General features: G+C 60.5%; 12 protein-coding genes and 2 pseudogenes. 4 read left to right on the forward strand and 10 right to left on the reverse strand.

The features are described 5' to 3' along the window. Positions 1-173 precede the first annotated feature (173 nt). Genes LUU92_RS04970 through LUU92_RS04985 form a run of 4 tightly spaced genes read right to left on the reverse strand, consistent with a single transcriptional unit; the run spans position 174 to position 6,483 of the window. Positions 174-1,538 carry a heavy metal sensor histidine kinase gene (locus tag LUU92_RS04970; protein ID WP_092240792.1) on the reverse strand — a complete coding sequence of 455 codons (1,365 nt, stop codon included), beginning with the start codon at positions 1,536-1,538 and terminating at the stop codon, positions 174-176. After that, positions 1,528-2,205, reverse strand: coding sequence for a heavy metal response regulator transcription factor (locus LUU92_RS04975; protein WP_222541004.1), 678 nt, complete (start codon positions 2,203-2,205; stop codon positions 1,528-1,530). The genes LUU92_RS04970 and LUU92_RS04975 overlap by 11 nt, the downstream gene beginning before the upstream one ends. Before the next feature lie 25 nt (positions 2,206-2,230). Then, complete coding sequence (locus LUU92_RS04980) at positions 2,231-5,320, reverse strand: multidrug efflux RND transporter permease subunit (RefSeq protein WP_071491193.1); 3,090 nt, start codon at positions 5,318-5,320, stop codon at positions 2,231-2,233. Further along, positions 5,317-6,483: an efflux RND transporter periplasmic adaptor subunit gene (locus LUU92_RS04985; protein WP_071491194.1), complete on the reverse strand. Its 1,167-nt coding sequence runs from the start codon at positions 6,481-6,483 to the stop codon at positions 5,317-5,319. Before LUU92_RS04985 ends, LUU92_RS04980 begins: the two co-directional genes overlap by 4 nt. 214 nt (positions 6,484-6,697) lie before the next feature. Here LUU92_RS04985 and LUU92_RS04990 point away from each other — a divergent pair, with 214 nt between their 5' ends. The 4 genes and pseudogenes from LUU92_RS04990 to LUU92_RS05000 all read left to right on the forward strand — a co-directional run bounded on the left by LUU92_RS04990 (position 6,698) and on the right by LUU92_RS05000 (position 9,558). Next, a complete protein-coding gene (locus tag LUU92_RS04990) occupies positions 6,698-6,931 on the forward strand; it encodes a hypothetical protein (RefSeq protein WP_071491195.1) in 234 nt (77 codons plus the stop codon). 165 nt (positions 6,932-7,096) lie between these two features. Further along, the gene (locus LUU92_RS04995) at positions 7,097-7,867 is read left to right on the forward strand and encodes a transporter substrate-binding domain-containing protein (protein WP_222541005.1); all 771 of its coding nucleotides are present in this window, start codon (positions 7,097-7,099) and stop codon (positions 7,865-7,867) included. Between the two features lie 107 nt (positions 7,868-7,974). Next, positions 7,975-8,256 (forward strand): annotated as a pseudogene (locus LUU92_RS29130) (PAS domain-containing protein); the annotation flags it as partial. A gap of 195 nt (positions 8,257-8,451) precedes the next feature. Beyond that, a complete protein-coding gene (locus tag LUU92_RS05000; RefSeq protein WP_371322046.1) occupies positions 8,452-9,558 on the forward strand; it encodes a methyl-accepting chemotaxis protein in 1,107 nt (368 codons plus the stop codon). Here LUU92_RS05000 and LUU92_RS05005 read toward each other — a convergent pair. The 6 genes and pseudogenes from LUU92_RS05005 to LUU92_RS05030 form a co-directional block, all read right to left on the reverse strand. Further along, positions 9,536-10,279, reverse strand: a complete 744-nt coding sequence (locus tag LUU92_RS05005; RefSeq protein ID WP_071491198.1) for a YkgJ family cysteine cluster protein — start codon at positions 10,277-10,279, stop codon at positions 9,536-9,538. The two genes, LUU92_RS05000 and LUU92_RS05005, sit on opposite strands and share 23 nt — an antisense overlap. A gap of 108 nt (positions 10,280-10,387) precedes the next feature. After that, entirely contained in the window at positions 10,388-10,870 is a 483-nt protein-coding gene (locus LUU92_RS05010) for a GNAT family N-acetyltransferase (protein WP_257103239.1), read from the reverse strand. Beyond that, the gene (locus LUU92_RS05015) at positions 10,867-11,769 is read right to left on the reverse strand and encodes a chemotaxis protein CheV (RefSeq protein WP_257103240.1); all 903 of its coding nucleotides are present in this window, start codon (positions 11,767-11,769) and stop codon (positions 10,867-10,869) included. The genes LUU92_RS05010 and LUU92_RS05015 overlap by 4 nt, the downstream gene beginning before the upstream one ends. A gap of 86 nt (positions 11,770-11,855) precedes the next feature. Then, on the reverse strand, positions 11,856-12,830 hold the full coding sequence (locus LUU92_RS05020; RefSeq protein WP_071491201.1) for a 2-hydroxyacid dehydrogenase: 975 nt from the start codon (positions 12,828-12,830) through the stop codon (positions 11,856-11,858). Between the two features lie 216 nt (positions 12,831-13,046). Next, positions 13,047-13,508: pseudogene (locus LUU92_RS05025) on the reverse strand (LysR substrate-binding domain-containing protein); the annotation flags it as partial. Positions 13,509-13,719: 211 nt separating this feature from the next. Then, complete coding sequence (locus LUU92_RS05030) at positions 13,720-16,041, reverse strand: YncE family protein (RefSeq protein WP_071488546.1); 2,322 nt, start codon at positions 16,039-16,041, stop codon at positions 13,720-13,722. Positions 16,042-16,161 lie beyond the last annotated feature (120 nt).

A 16,161-nucleotide genomic window follows, 5' to 3' on the forward strand; every position in this document is an offset into this window, starting at 1 on the left:
TTAAGACAGATTCCCAGTGTAGAGCCCTGGAAATAAGTCGAGGGAAATGCGGGTAAGCGGGAAAGCTGTCTTTGCCGTCGCGCTCATCGATGCGTCAAATTAACGCAGGTGAGCGGTGCGATACAGAGTGTAACAAGATAATGACTGTTGCCCAAATCGCAACAGTCATGGTGCTAGACCGGCAGGCTAATACCAAAGGTATTCCCACCGCCGTCACTGCGCACGAACACATCGCCGCCATGCATCAACGCAATCGCCTTGACGATAGCCAGGCCCAACCCGTGATTGGCCCCGCTGTTGCTGCGCGACGCGTCCACCCGATAAAAGCGTTCGAACAGACGCGGCAGGTGCTCGCTGGCAATCACTTCGCCGGGGTTGGTCACACCAATCGAGACCTGATGCTCCTGCACCTCTATGTTCACTGCGATGACCTGCCCGGGCGCGGTGTGTTGCACCGCATTGCTCAGCAGGTTGATCAGTGCGCGGCGCAGGTGGGCCTTCTCGATCTGCACCACGGCATCCCCGTGGACCTGCACCTGGACCTGGGCGTCTTCGAGAATGAAGTCCAGGTAGTCGAGAGTGGTGGCCACCTCGTCAGCCAGGGAGCTTTCGATCAGCTTGGTAGCCTTGCTGCCCTGGTCGGCGCTGGCGAGGAACAGCATGTCGTTGATGATCGAGCGCAGGCGCTCCAGCTCTTCGAGGTTCGATTGCAGCACTTCGAAATAATGCTCGGCCGAGCGCCCACGGGTCAGCGCCACCTGGGTCTGGCCGATCAGGTTGGTCAGCGGCGAACGCAGTTCATGGGCCACATCGGCGTTGAACGACTCCAGGCGCGAATAGGCTTGCTCGACGCGGTCCAGGGTGGAGTTGAACGAGTTGACGAACTGACTCAACTCCGGCGGCAACGGCGACAGTTGCAGGCGCCCGGAGAGCTTCGGTGGCGCGAGTTTCTGCGCCTCGTCCGAGAGTTTGCCCAGCGGTTTGAGGCCGATGCGCGCCACCCAGAACCCCAGCAACGACGCCAGCACCACCCCTACCAGGGCCAGGCTGATCAATGCCACCAGCAAATGATGCTGGGTGGCGCGGAAGTTCTCGGTGTCGATGGCGATCATGAAGCGCAGCGGCGGGCGCTGGTCCTTGGCCGGGAACTGACTCACCAACACCTTGAACGGGTGCTTGTAGCCCGCCAGGTGCAAGTCGCGCTTGCCTGTGCGCCCTTCGGCGAAGGCGCGGATCTGCGCATCGGGGTTGCCATACTCGTAGTTCGGGTCGCTGCTCACCACCCAGAAGCGGATGCGTTTGTCTTCCTCACCCAGCAGCTTGAGCTTGGCCTTGATCTTCACCCAATGGTCCGGCGTACCGAAGCGGTTCACCGACGATTCGAGCACGCTGTAGCGCGCATCCAGCTCGGCGCCCGGCAGCAGCCCAAGGCTGCGGTCCACCTGTTGATAGAGCGCGCCGCCAATCAACAGGAAGATCAGCAACGCCACCAGGCTGAACATGCCGCTCAGGCGCAAGGCAATGGAGTTAGCCGACATTGCGACTCTCCAGCACATACCCCATGCCCCGGATGGTGTGCAGCAGCTTGGTGTCGAACGGCCCGTCGAGCTTGGCGCGCAGGCGCTTGATCGCGACTTCCACTACATTGGCGTCGCTGTCGAAATTGATGTCCCAGACCATTTCCGCAATCGCCGTCTTGGAAAGGATTTCGCCCTGGCGTCGCGCCAATACGCTGAGCAGCGAGAACTCCTTGGCGGTCAGGTCCAGGCGCTGGCCGTTGCGGCTGGCCTTGCGGCTGATCAGATCGATCCATAGGTCGGCGACGGTGACTTGCACCGGTTCGTGCCCGCCGCTGCGGCGGGTCAGGGCTTGCAGGCGTGCCACCAGTTCCAGGAAGGAAAACGGCTTGCCCAGGTAATCGTCGGCGCCTTCGCGCAGGCCGCGAATGCGGTCTTCCACGCGCTCACGAGCGGTCAGCATGATCACCGGCGTCTGTTTGCGTGCACGCAAGGCGCGCAACACGCCGAAGCCATCGAGGCCGGGCAGCATCACGTCGAGCACGATCACCGCATAGTCGTTCTCCAGCGCCAGGTGCAGACCCTCGACACCTTCGCGGGCGACATCGACCGTATAGCCTTGCTCGGTCAGACCGCGATGCAGGTAGTCCGCGGTTTTCTCTTCATCTTCAATAATCAGGACGCGCATGAGTCTTTTGCTCCAGGGCCGGGCCTCAATCTGTGGTCGCCAACGCAGGGGTTGGTATGGGCCGGTGGAAAAACTTCTCGAGGTACAAGTATATGACCGGCGTGGTGAACAGCGTCAGCGCCTGGCTCACCAGCAAGCCGCCGACCACCGCGATCCCCAGCGGCTGGCGCATTTCCGCACCGGGGCCGGCGCCGAGCATCAGCGGCACCGCGCCGAGCAGGGCGGCGAGGGTGGTCATGATGATCGGCCGGAACCGCGTGACGCAGGCTTCGTAGATCGCTTCTTCAGGCGCCAGCCCGCGCACGCGTTGGGCGTCAAGGGCGAAGTCGATCATCAGGATGCCGTTCTTCTTCACGATACCGATCAATAGCACCAGGCCGATCAAGGCCATGATCGAAAAGTCCTGGCCCATCAGTGACAGCATGATCAGTGCGCCCAACCCGGCGGATGGCAAGGTCGAGATGATCGTCAGCGGGTGCACGAAACTCTCGTACAACACGCCGAGGATGATGTAGACCGCCACCAGCGCCGCCAGGATCAGCCACGGTTGGCTGGCCAGGGAGCTCTGGAACGCCTGGGCCGCGCCCTGGAAGTTGCCGATGATGGTAGTTGGCATGCCGATTTCATTCTTGGCCTGGTTGAGCATGATCACCGCATCGCCCAGCGCCACGCCCGGCGCCAGGTTGAACGACAGGTTGGCGGCCGGGAACATGCCGTCATGGCTGATGGAAAGCGGCCCCACCGTCGGTGGATCGACTTTGGCCAGCGCCGACAGCGGCACCATCTCGTTGGTCAGCGGCGAGCGCAGGTAGAAATAGTTCAGGCTTTCGGCCTTGCCGCGTTGTTGCGTGTCCAGTTCCAGCACCACCTGGTACTGGTTGATTTCGGTCTGGAACTCGTTGATCTGGCGTTGGCCGAAGGCGTCGTACAGCGCCTGGTCCACATCGGTGGCGGTCAGGCCAAAGCGTGCGGCGGCCTGACGGTCGATGCTGATGTGGGTGATGCTGCCGCCCAGTTGCAGGTCGTTGGACAGGTCGCGAAAGGCCGGGTTGGCGCGCAGTTTTTCGGTGAGGCGCTGGGTCCAGGTATTCAGCGTCGCGCCGTCATTACTCTTGAGCACGTATTGGTACTGGGCGCGGCTGGGGCCGGAACTCAAGTTGATGTCCTGACCGGCACGCAGGTACAGCACGATGCCGGGCACCTTGGCCAGTTTCGGGCGGATGCGATCAATGAACTGGCTGGCGGACACATCGCGATCACCGCGATCCTTCAAGGCGATCCAGAAACGCCCGTTGGCAATGGTCTGGTTGCTGCCGGTCACCCCCACTGAATGCGAGAACGCTTGCACCGCCGGGTCGGCCTTGACGATCTCGGCCAGGGCCTTGTGCTTGGCGACCATGTCCGGGTACGACACGTCGGCCGCCGCTTCGCTGGTGCCGAGTACAAAGCCGGTGTCCTGCACCGGGAAGAAACCCTTGGGGATAAACACATAGCCGACCACGGCCAGGGCCAGGGTTATCACAAAGATCGCTGCCATGGTGCGTTGATGGGCCAGGGCGCGGCGCAGGTTGCGCGCATAGCCGGCCAACAGGCGCTCGCTGAAACCTGGTTTGTCGTGGGCGTGATGGGTGGGCGCGCGCATGAACAGCGCGGCGAGGGTCGGCGCCAGGGTCAGTGATACCACCACCGAAATCAGGATGGTCGAGGTGGCTGTCAGCGCGAATTCCTTGAACAGCCGTCCGACCACACCGCCCATGAACAGCAGCGGAATGAATGCCGCCACCAGCGAGAAGCTGATGGACACCACGGTAAAGCCGATTTCACCGGCGCCCTTGATCGCCGCTTCGCGCTTGTCGAGGCCCGCCTCCAGATGACGGTGAATGTTCTCCACCACCACGATCGCATCGTCCACCACAAAGCCCACGGCAATCACGATTGCCACCAGTGTGAGGTTGTTCAGGCTGAAGCCCATCAGGTACATCAGCGCAAAACTGGCGACCAGCGACACGCCCAGCACACTGGACACAATCAGCGTCGCCGACAACTGGCGCAGGAACAGCGCCATCACCGCCACCACCAGCAGGATGGCGATCAGCAAGGTGACTTCCACTTCGTGCAAGGAGGCGCGGATGGTCTTGGTGCGGTCGGTCAACACGCTGACCTGCACCGACGCCGGCAGCATGGCTTGCAGGCGCGGCAGCTCGGCCTGGATACGGTCGACGGTCTCGACGATGTTTGCGCCCGGCTGGCGCGAAATCACCAGGTTGACCCCAGGCGTGTCGCCGGACCAGGCCTGCACGTAGGCGTTTTCCGAGCCATTGATGACTTTGGCGATATCGCGCAGTTGAACCGGTGCGCCGTCCTTGTAGGACACGATCAACTGCGCGTAGTCCTCCGGGTGGAACAACTGGTCGTTGGTCGACAGGGTCGACACGCTGTTCTCGCCGTAGATCGCGCCCTTGGCCAGGTTGAGGCTCGATTGCTGGATAGCCAGGCGGATATCGGCGAGGGTCAGGCCGATGGCGGCGAGTTTGTCCGGCGACGCCTGCACGCGGATCGCCGGGCGTTGCTGGCCGGTGATGTTGATCTGGCCAACGCCGTCAATCTGGCTGATCTGTCGGGCCAACAGGGTTTCCACGTAGTCGCTCAGCTCGGTGCTGGGCATGCTGTTGGAACTGACGCTGAGGATCAGTACCGGGCTGTCCGCCGGGTTGACCTTTTTCCATGTCGGCAGGCTCGGCATATCGCTGGGCAGCTTGCCGGACGCGGTGTTGATCGCCGCCTGCACTTCCTGGGCGGCGGTGTCGATGCTCTTGTCCAGGGTGAATTGCAGGGTCAGCAGGCTGGAGCCCAAGGCACTGCTGGAGGTCATCTGGGTCATGCCGGGGATGGCGCTGAATTGCACCTCCAATGGCGTGGCCACGGACGAGGCCATGGTGTCCGGGCTGGCGCCGGGCAGGGTGGCGGTCACCTGGATGGTCGGAAACTCCGCTTCAGGCAGTGGGGCGATGGCCAGGCGCGGGAAGGCAATCAGCCCGAGCAGCACCAGGGCGAAGGTCAGCAGCAGGGTGGCGACCGGGTGGTCGACACACCAGGCTGACGGCGAACGGCTCATGGCTGCACCTTGGCATCGACGGTCTGGATGACCTGCGGCGGGTCCTTGAGTACCTCAACCTGCGCGCCGGCCTTGAGCCGCGACTGGCCGTCACTGACCAGCACATCCCCGGCCTGCACGCCCTTGATGATATTGAGGTCGCTGTCCTGGTACGTCACCTGCACCGGCACCACCTCGACCTTGTCGCCGTTGACCCGGTACACGAAGTGCGAATCCAGGCCGCGCTGCACCACGGTCGGTGGAACGACCAAGGCGTTTTTGTCGAGGGCGGTCTGGATCTTGATGGTCACCAGTTGCCCCGGCCACAGGCGCTGTGAAGCGTTGTTGAACTCGGCCTTGGCGCGCAGGGTGCCGGTGGTGGAGCTGATCTGGTTGTCGATCAGGCTCAAATGGCCTTCGCCGAGCAAATCGCCGGTCTGGCCGTCGGTATCGGCGCCCAGGTAGGCGTCGACGCTGGCCGGGGTGGGCGCCGCGATCAGGCCTTGCAGGGTGGGCAACATCTGTTGCGGCAGGGAGAACTCGACGGCAATCGGGTCGATCTGGGTCACGGAAAACAGGCCCTGGGTATCGGCTGTGCGCAGGAAGTTGCCTTCATCCACGGTGCGAATACCCACGCGGCCGCTGACCGGTGAGCGAATCTGGGTGTAGGAAAGTTGCACCTGGGCCGAATCGATGGCGGCCTGGTTGCCCTGGGCGGTGGCCTTGAGCTGGTTGACCAATGCTTGTTGCTGGTCATAGGTCTGCTTGGACACGCCGTCATCGACGCTCAATGCCTTGTAGCGCTTGAGGTTGACCAGCGCCACCTGCAACTGCGCCTGGCTTTCGCCCAGTTGCGCCTTGGCCTGGTCGAGGTTGGCGCGGATCGAGCGGTCATCGATGGTCGCCAGCAGGTCGCCGGCCTTGACCCGTTGGCCTTCCTTGACCAGCAATTTAGTGAGGATGCCGTCCACCTGCGGGCGAATCACCACGCTGTGCAGTGACAGCACCGAACCGATCCCGCTGACAAAACGCGGAACATCCTGTTGCGCCACGCTCACCACCCGCACCGGAATCGCCGTGGGCGCCGCCAGTCTGGCTTTGGCTGGACGGGTCAAGGTCCAGGCTGCAACAGCCAACACTACGAGGACAGCCACGATCAGGGCGGTTTTGCGTTGAATGTGCATGGGGTGAGGCGCCAGGGCAAAGGATTGGAAGTGTGTGAGGCCTTTATAGCCTGCCAACCCGGTCAGCAAGGTGACTGCTAACTGACGGCGCTGTCAGTAAAGGCAGACCATTCGTACAGGTGGTGGTTAAAGATCCGAGGCGGGCAGGTATACTGCGCGCCAGCGTGGCCCGCAAGCCGGCCCCGCGTCATTTCTTGCACGCTCCGGAGCTTCCATGACTTCCCCGACACAACCCCCTGTTGAAGCGGCCGACCTCGTCGATCCGGCCAGCGCCGAAGGCGTTGAAAAAGCCGAGATCCCGGCGTTCAAATTCCCCTTCAAGCCGGGTGAGCTGGTCGGGGCCAAGAATGCCGCCCAGCCCTGGTACAAGAACGGTGCCAAGAATGGCCACACCAAGACCCCGGGCATGGCGCCACCGGGCACCCGCCGTTCCATGGGTAAACGTTAAGATTAATCCACTGTAATATTTGCGGGATGTTGCCTACAGCTCCAGTCGCTATTTCTTCTTGTAGGCCCGCGACCATTTCTTGAAAGCTTGCACAGCTTCCGCTGCACCCCTGGTTTTTCCACAGGGAGCAGCGGAGGGCGCTCTTTCCGGAAAAGGACGTTTCCTGTGGCCCTGATACACCTCTGTGTAGCGTTTGTCCTGTTGCTTGCGGTGGATGCCGTTGCAGGCCTTGATCAACCTCGACGCGAAATCCGCTTCGCCGTTGCCGCACAATTTCCCCCCTTCCAGAGCCGCAACCCGCAAGGGCAGTTGGTCGGCTTGAATATCGAGTTGGGCAACGCCCTTTGCCAGCAGTTGAATGTTCGCTGTACCTGGGTCGACCAGGTGCTGGTCGAAAACTTCGGACGTCTTGAAGCGCGGCAATTCGATGCAATCATGGGCATTGCCCCTACACCCCTGCGCCGGCGTTGGGTCAGTTTCACCGACAACCTCTACCCCTTTACCACGCGCCTTGTCGCCCGTCGAAGCTCGGGCCTGATGCCGACACCAAGGTCGCTCAAGGGCAAGCGAGTGGGCGTATTGCTGGGCAGTAATCGCGAAGCCTTTGTTCGTTCGCAATGGGCGCGCGAAGGCGTGATTATCAAGAGTTTCTGGCTCAACGACGAGCTGGTCCGCAGCCTGGTGGCAGGCGATATCGATGCGACCCTGCAGGGCACTGTGGAAATTCGCGAGGCCCTGCTCGACACGGCTGCCGGCCAGGATTTCGACTTTCTGGGGCCCGCCGTTTGTGCTGAGCTGTTAGGCAATGGTGTTGCGATTGCGCTGCGCAATACCGACACGGCGCTGCGTGTCGAGCTGAATCGTGCGCTTGAACAGCTCAAGCACAATGGCGAATACCAGCGGATCGTCGCGCCTTATCATCTGGACCGGCCGTGATGGCTAATTAATTGCGCGGAACATGAGCTGGATCAGTATTTGCCCCCTCGGTGCGCTTAGAGTCGACGCCCTGCCGACTCCCCCAACAATCACGAGCGCGCTTCTCCATGAAGATCAATCTGCCGGTCACCGGTCGGAATGTGGACTTTGCCCCCGACGCCAACATCCTTTCGACCACCGACCTGACCAGCGCGATTACCTACGCCAACCAGGACTTCATTGATATCAGCGGCTACAGCCGTGACGAACTGTTGGGTGCGCCGCACAACGTCCTGCGGCATCCGGACATGCCGGCCGAGGCATTCGCCCATATGTGGCAAACCCTCAAGAGTGGCCGGTCGTGGATGGGCATGGTGAAAAACCGCTGCAAAAACGGTGACCACTATTGGGTCAGCGCGTATGCCACGCCGGTGACCCGAGAGGGCGCGACCGTGGAGTATCAATCGGTGCGTATCAAGCCGGATGCGCGCATGATCGCGGTGGCGGAGCGGATGTATGCGCGCTTGCGAGCGGGCAAGCGGCTGTCCTGGCCGGTCGTTGGCATGGGCGTGAAACTGTCGGCATGGGTCATCGCCACTTGCGCGGTGACCTGGGTCTTGGGCTTGGGCCTGACGGGTTACGCGCTGGTCTGGCAGTTACTGGCGTTGGTGGCGGGGTGTGCGTTGGGGGCGGCTGGCGTGCGGCTGATGTTGCGGCCCTTGGCTGAACTGCAAAAGCGCGCGCGCCGGGTGGCCGACAACCCGCTGAGCCAGGCGATCTACACCGGGCGCCGCGACGAGTGCGGGCAGATCGAGTTCGCCCTGCACATGCTCGAAGCCCAGGTCGGCGCAGTGGTAGGGCGTATAGACGATGCCTCCCAGCGCCTCTCCGGCCACGCTGCACGGTTGGTGCAGCACCTCGACAACAGTCACGCCAGCAGCCTGGGCCAGCAGACCCGGACCGACCAGGTGGCGGCAGCCATTCACCAGATGGCCGCCAGCGTGGCCGAAATGGCCAACCATGCCCTGCAGGCGTCCAAGGCGGCCGACCAGGCCGGCAACGAAACCCGTGAAGGTCACCTGCGTGTGGATGAAAGTCGTGATGCGGTGTTGCGCTTGTCCCAGGAGCTGGCGCGGGCCACGGAGGTTATCCACCAGTTGGAAAACCACAGCGGTGAAATCAGCAGCGTGCTGGAAGTGATCCGCACGATTGCCGAGCAGACCAACCTGCTGGCCCTGAACGCGGCTATCGAAGCGGCGCGGGCCGGTGAGCAGGGGCGCGGGTTCGCGGTGGTGGCCGATGAAGTGCGCGGCCTGGCCCAGCGCACTCAGCAATCGACCGATGAAATCCAGCGCATGATCAGCACCCTGCAAGGCGGCGCACGGGACGCGGTGCAGGCCATGGCGCACAGTGGCGAGCATGTCGACGCCAGCGTCAAACAGGCGCAGCGGGCCGCCGCCGCACTGGATGGCATCAGCCAGCGCGTCACGCAAATCACCGCCATGAGCCAGCAGATTGCGACCGCCGTGGAGGAGCAGAGCACGGTGAGCGAGGACATCAATCGCAACATCGTCGGCATCCGTGATGCCGGGGAGGCCACCGTCAGTGCTGGGCAGCAGAGCCAGCTCAGTTCAAGCGATGTGGCCGCACTGGCGGAGGATCTACGGCAGTTGGCGCGGGAGTTCTGGTCTAGGCCGCGCGTAACGAGATAAACGCATAGTTGGCCGGCACTTCGGTGGCAATCTGCGCCCCGGCATCCAGCACTTGCTCGGCGATGTCCATCCCCGACACATGGAACACCCATTCATTGGCCACGGACGGCTGACCCACCGCCAACTCGATCGCTTGGGCAAACGCGCCCATGTCCGGCAGGTAAGCGGTAAACCCATCCCCCTTGAGCGCTGTAGTGCGAATGCCGAGCAAGGCGCACACCGCTTCTTTGGTCTGCACATCATCACGGTCGGCCTGACGTGAGCGCTGGATCAACTGCGCCAGTTCAGGGTCCATCAGCTGGCCGCCCACGATCAGTTCCGGCCCCTGTTCCCAGGACTCCGGTGGGCAATCCTTGGCGGCGGGGTTCAACGGGATATGCGGATTGATCTCCATCGGGTAGATGCGGCACACCAGCGGGCGACGCTCATAGATACGGCAGCGGTTGTCCTCGTCAAGATTCCGGCAGGGGCCGGCGTTGTAGGCGGCAAAGGTGATTGCTACAAACGCCTCGGTGTTGCCGCTGGGCACGACCACCGAACGGCGTTCGGCATGTTCGCGTTGTTGCAGGGGCAGGCCCAGGCCATTACCGAGGAAACCTTCCACCAGGACGATGACGCTGCCGCCGTCGGCCGCCCACTGGCGGGCTTCTTCGAGGGTCAGGGGGACGTGATGATCGGAGCAGCATTTGCCGCAACCTACGCAGGAAAATTGAGTGTTCATGGCAGATCTGTCACCAGGCTAGGTCAGAGGGCACGCAAGAACGGTGACGGGTTTTTACCTCTGTTCACCGTTTTGTCTCTGTGGAAGCAAGTTGCACGCCAGTGCCTGTCAGTCCTCTGTCACTACATCGCGTAGGACAAATCTCATGCCTGCGCTCTCATACAACTGCCGAGCGCGCAGGTTGCTTTCCAATACCTTGAGGTCCACATAGGGCTCGCCGCGCTGCTTGAACACCTGGAAGCTGTGCAGCAACAAGGCGCGGCCCAGCCCCTGGCCCTGGGCGCAAGGGTGAACGGAGAGGTTCTTGATGAATGCGCTGGTCCAGCATTGCGCGACGGCGAGAATGCCTTCGTGGTTGCTCGCCACCAGGCACAGAGTGGGGTCGAACTCGGCGTCGGTGGTGAATTGGCGCTGCCAGGTTTCCAGGTGGGGAACGCGGCCGCCGCCCTGGTCCTGGGTCATGCGCAATACCGCATGAATCGCTGGTGCAAGCTCGTCACGATAATGATCCAACTGTGTATCCGCGGGCCACAGCGGGGCAGGCAGGCTGCCGGCGAGGTCGCGGCGCAGCAGTTGGAAGTATTCGCTCACAGGCCTTTTTGCGCCACGGTTTGAGCGGCCACTACCAGGCACTTGGTCAACTCGGGCGAAGAGAACTTGGTGAGCACCGCATCGGCGCCGGCCAGCCGGGCTTTTTCGCTGTTCATCGCGCTGTCCAGGGAGGTGTGCAGCAAGATATAGAGGTGCTGGAAGTCCGGGGTTTCGCGCAGGGTGCGGGTGAGGGCGTAGCCGTCCATTTCCGACATCTCGATGTCCGACACCACCACATTGATCTGCTCAACTGTGCCTTGCAGCTCCAGCAGCACATCGATGGCTTCCTTGGCGCTGCGTGCGGTATGGCAAGTGAGGCCGAGGTTGCGCAGGGTGTGTACCGATTGCTGCAGCGCGACCTGGCTGTCGTCCACCACCAGGATGCGCGCATTGCCCAGCACTTCGGCCTCTTCCATGGTCAAGTCGGTGGGCGCCGCTTCGATTGGCGCCGGTGCGATGCCATGGATGACTTTTTCGATATCCAGCACCTGCACCAGGCCGCCTTCCACCTGGGTCACCCCGGTGATAAACGCACGGTTACCGCCGGAGCCGTAGGGCGGCGGACGGATGTCGGTGGTCAGGCAATGCACGATCTTGCTCACCGCCTGCACATGCAACCCCTGTTTGGAGCGGCTCACGTCGGTGACGATCAGGCAGCCACCGTCCGGGTCTGCCAGGGGCATTTCGCCGAGGGCGCGGCTCAGGTCGATCACCGCCAGCGAGTTGCCGCGCAGAGTGGCGATGCCTTTCACATGCGGGTGGGACTCCGGCAGCTTGGTCAGCGGCGGGCACGGGATGATTTCGCTGACTTTCAGCAGGTTGATCGCCATCAGCTTGCCGCTGCGCAAGGTAAAGAGCAGAAGCGAGAGTGAGTCTGCGCGGGCTTTGGTGGTGGGCATAAAAACCTTCTGTGGATCAGGGATGACGATCTATGGAAGGTTATCGACTTGAGCGGCCCATGCTTTAGGGGCATGGGCCGCTAAAATCATTCCTTCCACACCTGCGGGTTCACCAGGTCCTGCGGACGCTGGCCCAGCAGGGCGCTGCGCAGGTTGTCCAGGGCACGGTTGGCCATGGCTTCGCGGGTTTCATGGGTGGCCGAGCCGATGTGCGGCAGCGTCACGGCATTGCTCAGTTGGAACAGCGGCGATTCGGCCAGTGGCTCTTGCTCATACACATCCAGGCCGGCGCCACGGATACGCTGGCTTTGCAGGGCTTCGATCAGCGCCGGTTCGTCTACCACCGGGCCGCGGGAAATATTGATCAGGATCGCGCTGGACTTCATCAGCCCCAACTCGCGGGTGCTGATCAGGTGCCGGGTCTTGTCGCTCAACGGCACCACCAGGCACACGAAATCCGCCTCGGCCAGCAGCGCGTCCAGGCTGCGCAACTGTGCGCCCAACTCCTGCTCCAGCACCGGCTTGCGGCTGTTGCCGCTGTACAGGATCGGCATGTTGAAGCCCAGGCGTCCACGCCGGGCCACGGCCGCGCCGATATTGCCCATGCCGACGATGCCCAGGGTCTTGCCGTGCACATCGCAACCGAACAACGGCGCACCGACACTGGCTTTCCACTGGCCGGCCTTGGTCCAGGCGTCCAGCTCGGCCACCCGGCGAGCGCTGCTCATCAGCAGGGCGAAGGCCAGGTCGGCGGTGCTTTCGGTGAGTACATCCGGGGTGTTGGTGAGCATGATTCCGCGCTCGTTGAAGTACGCCACGTCGTAGTTGTCGTAACCCACCGACACGCTGGACACCACTTCCAGCTTGCTTGCGCCTTGCAACTGCTCGCGCCCCAGCTTGCGGCCCACACCGATCAGGCCGTGGGCGTGGGGCAGGGCTTCATTGAATTGAGCGTTGATGTCACCCAGCTTGGGGTTGGGCGCGATCACCTCGAAATCCTGTTGCAGGCGTTCGATCATTGCCGGGGTGACGCGGCTGAAGGCGAGGACAGTCTTTTTCATTGCAGGCGGGCTCATCGACTACGGGAGAATGCCAAGCACGCTAACATTCCTGCCGACAGTTGTCAGGACGTCACATGTATCCAAGTGAGCACCGGACCAAGTGTGGGAGGGGGCTTGCCCCCGATGGCAGTGGACCGGTCAACACATCTGGTGACTGACGCACCGCTATCGGGAGCAAGCTCCCTCCCACATTTGATCTATATCACCTGGGAGAGATCAGTTCGCCAGGCGCGCACCGCTGAGGCTGCCACTCAATTCATACGCCACCAGTTCCGCCTGGTGCGCCGCCAGAATCTCCGGCAGCGAGCCGCGCAGGTATTCCACCCAGGTCTTGATTTTCGCATCCAGGTATTGGCGCGAGGGATAGATGGCGTACAGGTTCAATTCCTGGGAACGGTAGTTGGGCATGACCCGCACCAGGGTGCCGTTGCGCAGGCCCTCGATGGCCGCGTACACCGGCAACAGACCAATGCCCATGCCGCTGGTGATCGCGGTTTTCATCGCGTCGGCCGAATTCACCAGGAACGGCGAGGTATTGATCGCCACGCTTTCCTGGCCTTCGGGGCCGTTGAAGGTCCACTTGTCGAGCTGGATCACCGGGCTGACCAGGTGTAGGCAGGCATGGTTGAGCAAATCCTGTGGGCGCTGTGCGCAACCTTTAGTCTTGACGTAATCCAGTACGGCGATAGCGAGCGATGGTGTCGATGACGAAATGCTGGCCGATGCAATTGGAGGACGTGTTGGCGTGCCAGTCGAGCAAGCGCTGGAATTTGAAAGATCAGGGCGCATCCAAAAGGCAGCGCCCCTTCTCCGCGGTGCTCTCGCCAAGCCATGATTGTCTTGCGACCACCATGCCCGGATTTTAGAGGGCGCTCTCAAGGGGCGACTCTTAAGTCGGGAGTTTGATGCGCGTGAGTTGATCTGTATCTGCCAGGTACAGCGTTGATTGGTCTGGCAACAAGGCAAGTCCATAGGGTTTGGAAAAGCCGCCGGCTTTTCCAATGACTCGATTTGACTGCGCATCGATAACGACCAGTTTGCCTTCACCCGGGTCAGAGGCGTACACCTTTTTACCGTCTGAGCTCACGATCACGGTATACAGGTTCTTGAAGCAGGAAACTTCTGTAATAAGACTGAGCGTTAGAGTGTTTATGACGGTTAATGAGGCCGACAGGAAGTTGGCAACATATAATGTCGATCCGTCTGGGCTGAGAGCAAGACCATTAGGTTGCGAAAATCCATGTTCAAGGGTATGAGCAATAGCGTTTGTGGCTAAGTCAACCACTGACACCGTGTTAGCGCCTAGGTTTGCTACAAATGCACGGGCACCGCTCGGTTCGATTGCAATCCCTCTGGAACGTTTGAAGCCTGGAATCGTATGGTGGAGCGTGTAGTCACTGGTTTTAAAGATGTACACATTGTGGTTATCGAAGTTAGTGGCGTACAGGTATTTCCCATCAGGCGTCACTGCTGAGTCAAACGTCGGATTTGTAGTGATTTTCTTGATAATGGAGTGAGTCGGCACGTCTACAAGATGTAGCCCTGATTCGCCGCAGACGTAAGCCAACTCGCCTGAGCGATTAAAGGTGATCATGCGTGTATTTCCCGTTGGAAGGTTGGCGACAACCCCTTGAGTGTCGGTATTGATAATATCCAGCCCGCCTTTATACCACTTTCCGACAAATAACCATTTGTTGTCAGGAGAGGCGGTTACCTCCCAGGGTGAGCCGACCAATCGAATTTTCTGAGTGACCTTGTATGCTTGTTTGCTTAACACCTCTTGTGTCGGAAATGGCAGGCTGGTGCTTTCATCGATTTGATTATCGAAATTTGCTTTACACGTAATCTGCAGCAATTTTCCCTCGGACAGTGTGCTCAGGTACGCAGGAGGTACATAGCACTCAATGAACTTTTGGTCTTTTTCTTGGGGTGTCAAAGGTGTTCCATAGCGCAGCCAGTACAGTGCTTGACCTTGTTCATGTAGATTAACCCAGATGGGTTGACCGACAAATGCAAACGGCCAGATCTTGACATGTACGGTTGCTCCACAACTGCCGGCGCTTGGATCAAAAACGCCCTCCTCGGACCCAACAAGATTTGGGCTGGGTAAGTCGGTAAGAGGCAGAATAGTCAAGTCAAAGTCGGTGGAGTTCCATTTTTTCCCGTCTCGATGAACGATGTATCGAACGGCGACCATATTGTCGAAGTTGGCGCGGACAGCAGAGGGAGGAACGTGAACCTCCAAAATACCAGTGTCGTTGCCGTTTATGCAGTCAAGGTCTGGCGATCCTATTTCATCGTTTGTGCCTATCCACTCGGCACATATAAGATCTGTCGGGAGCATCTCGTACGCTATGCGTATGGTGGCTCCCTGCTGCGCATGAAGAGGATTCAAGAACTTTCCACTGGCTTGACGTACTGAAGGTGGATTCAGTTTCAGGTCAGGATTACCCAGACGCAGATTGTTGGTGTTTCTATGAAATTCTTGCCCATTCGCGGGTAGTGCTGAGGTAGAGGGGTCCAACGGGGGCAGCGCTTCAGCGTTGCTATAGATCACTTTTGCGGCGCCCGTGACAGATGAATAATCACTGTTGTCAATGAGCCAATTTCGAGAGACTTCGAAGTCTAAAGAACCCTTCTCAATATCTTTATCGGTTAACGTGTAGTTCTCAAAAACACAGTACAACCTTTTTGGGTTCAAATGTTCTTCGCCGACGTACTCTAGCCAGAGTCTATTTCCCGCCTCGATGAAAGGGGGTAGCTTCAACGTTCCTCTGGCATTGCCCCAGAATCTGCGCATGTCCAACCAAGGTGAACCGTCCTGTTGCACAACATCAAGTAGTTCGGGCCGGGGCATATCCGTCAAGCTGATGACTTCGACTGTCAGATCAAGTGTCCCCTCCTGCACAGGCTGCCCCTGCAATGTAATGGTGCAAATAATATGCACCGTCAAGCCGATACTGAAGCCAATGACTGAGGGCGGGATGAAAATGGCTACCTGACCGCTATCGCTGCCTTGAGCGGTAAAGTCGTAGCGCCCTTCACCGTCGATGACGATCCACTGCAAGGTGATGAGGTGCTCGGGTGTCATGGGGTACGTGACAACGGCGTTGGTACCTTGTTGCACCAGCATGGGAGGTAGAGTGTTGTTGGTGGTTGCCCGTTCTATCACCAGCAGGGGTAGCAGGTTGTTGGAGGACTGTGTAGGCATGGGTTGGCTCCATTCAGTAATTAGCAACATCAGCTTGATAGCTGACGTTGAACACTAAATATCGCTGTCTGTCAGGTGTGCCTACTGTGAAAGTTAACAGTTCCGATCGGTGGAGTGGCG

Origin of the sequence: Pseudomonas extremorientalis, from assembly GCF_024584605.1 — a bacterium.
GTDB lineage: Bacteria > Pseudomonadota > Gammaproteobacteria > Pseudomonadales > Pseudomonadaceae > Aquipseudomonas > Aquipseudomonas extremorientalis.

Bases quoted from the DNA above. Each gene is read 5' to 3' on its own strand.
- LUU92_RS04970 (WP_092240792.1), bottom strand. From the start codon at position 1,538: ATGTCGGCTAACTCCATTGCCTTGCGCCTGAGCGGCATGTTCAGCCTG.
- LUU92_RS04975 (WP_222541004.1), bottom strand. From the start codon at position 2,205: ATGCGCGTCCTGATTATTGAAGATGAAGAGAAAACCGCGGACTACCTG.
- LUU92_RS04980 (WP_071491193.1), bottom strand. From the start codon at position 5,320: ATGAGCCGTTCGCCGTCAGCCTGGTGTGTCGACCACCCGGTCGCCACC.
- LUU92_RS04985 (WP_071491194.1), bottom strand. From the start codon at position 6,483: ATGCACATTCAACGCAAAACCGCCCTGATCGTGGCTGTCCTCGTAGTG.
- LUU92_RS04990 (WP_071491195.1), top strand. From the start codon at position 6,698: ATGACTTCCCCGACACAACCCCCTGTTGAAGCGGCCGACCTCGTCGAT.
- LUU92_RS05005 (WP_071491198.1), bottom strand. From the start codon at position 10,279: ATGAACACTCAATTTTCCTGCGTAGGTTGCGGCAAATGCTGCTCCGAT.
- LUU92_RS05015 (WP_257103240.1), bottom strand. From the start codon at position 11,769: ATGCCCACCACCAAAGCCCGCGCAGACTCACTCTCGCTTCTGCTCTTT.
- LUU92_RS05020 (WP_071491201.1), bottom strand. From the start codon at position 12,830: ATGAAAAAGACTGTCCTCGCCTTCAGCCGCGTCACCCCGGCAATGATC.
- LUU92_RS05030 (WP_071488546.1), bottom strand. From the start codon at position 16,041: ATGCCTACACAGTCCTCCAACAACCTGCTACCCCTGCTGGTGATAGAA.